Raw genomic sequence first — 1,448 nt, 5'->3', positions numbered from 1 at the left:
ACACACTGTTGGGTCCTGAGGAAACGGACCAGCGATCGGGCTCGCCCTTCTTTCGAGGTGGGTGGGCTCGTGGTCTGTGTTGACCTCATGCAGGGCCATGCCGAGCATTCGTGAACGGGTGTGAGGGTGGTTGCTGTTTGTTGTTTGAGATTTGCATAGTGGACGCGAGCATCTTTGTGGCCAAGTTTTTTAGGGCACACGGTGGATGCCTTGGCATCAGGAGCCGATGAAGGACGTGGGAGGCTGCGTTAAGCCTCGGGGAGTCGCCAACCAGACGTTGATCCGGGGATGTCCGAATGGGGAAACCCAGCACCAGTCATGTGGTGTTGCCTCCGCCTGAATGTATAGGGCGGTTGGTGGTAACGCGGGGAAGTGAAACATCTCAGTACCCGTAGGAAGAGAAAACAATATGTGATTCCGTGAGTAGTGGTGAGCGAAAGCGGATGAGGCTAAACCGGGCGTGTGTGATAGCCGGCAGGCGTTGCATGTCCGGGGTTGTGGGACCCTCTAACAGTTTCTGCCGAGATTGTAAGAAGTTATAAATCCTTCCGATAGTTGAAGCCTCTGGGAAGGGGCGCCGTAGACCGTGAGAGCCGGGTAGGCGAAATCGGATGGACTTCTTGAGGTGTTCCCGAGTAGCACGGGGCCCGAGAAATCCTGTGTGAATCTGCCAGGACCACCTGGTAAGCCTAAATACTCCCTGATGACCGATAGTGCACGAGTACCGTGAGGGAAAGGTGAAAAGTGCCCCGGTGAGGGGTCGTGAAATAGTACCTGAAACCGTGTGCCTACAAGCCGTAGGAGCTTACATCAGCTTGCTGGTGTGTGATGTGACTGCGTGCCTTTTGAAGAATGAGCCTGCGAGTTATGGTGTGTGGCGAGGTTAACCCGTGTGGGGGAGCCGTAGCGAAAGCGAGTCTGAAGAGGGCGTTTGAGTCGCATGCTGTAGACCCGAAGCGGAGTGATCTACGCATGGGCAGGTTGAAGCTCAGGTAAGACTGGGTGGAGGACCGAACCCACCAGGGTTGAAAACCTGGGGGATGACCTGTGTGTAGGGGTGAAAGGCCAATCAAACTCCGTGATAGCTGGTTCTCCCCGAAATGCATTTAGGTGCAGCGTCACGTGTTTCTTGCCGGAGGTAGAGCACTGGATGGCCGATGGGCCCGACAAGGTTACTGACGTCAGCCAAACTCCGAATGCCGGTAAGTGAGAGCGTGGCAGTGAGACTGCGGGCGATAAGGTTCGTAGTCGAGAGGGAAACAGCCCAGATCACCGACTAAGGCCCCTAAGCGTGTGCTAAGTGGGAAAGGATGTGGAGTCGCAGAGACAACCAGGAGGTTGGCTTAGAAGCAGCCACCCTTGAAAGAGTGCGTAATAGCTCACTGGTCAAGTGATTCCGCGCCGACAATGTAGCGGGGCTCAAGTACACCGCCGAAGTCGTGGCACTC

1 rRNA gene (running past one end of the window) is annotated in these 1,448 nt (G+C 55.7%); it reads left to right on the top strand.

From position 1 onward, the window contains the following. Positions 1-178 precede the first annotated feature (178 nt). Positions 179-1,448: ribosomal RNA gene (locus tag ABZS51_RS42505) — 23S ribosomal RNA — on the top strand; it runs 1,919 nt beyond the window's last position.

Source organism: Nonomuraea sp. NPDC005501, from assembly GCF_040605905.1.
Classification (GTDB): domain Bacteria; phylum Actinomycetota; class Actinomycetes; order Streptosporangiales; family Streptosporangiaceae; genus Nonomuraea.
This window is presented reverse-complemented; position numbering and strand designations above follow the sequence as displayed.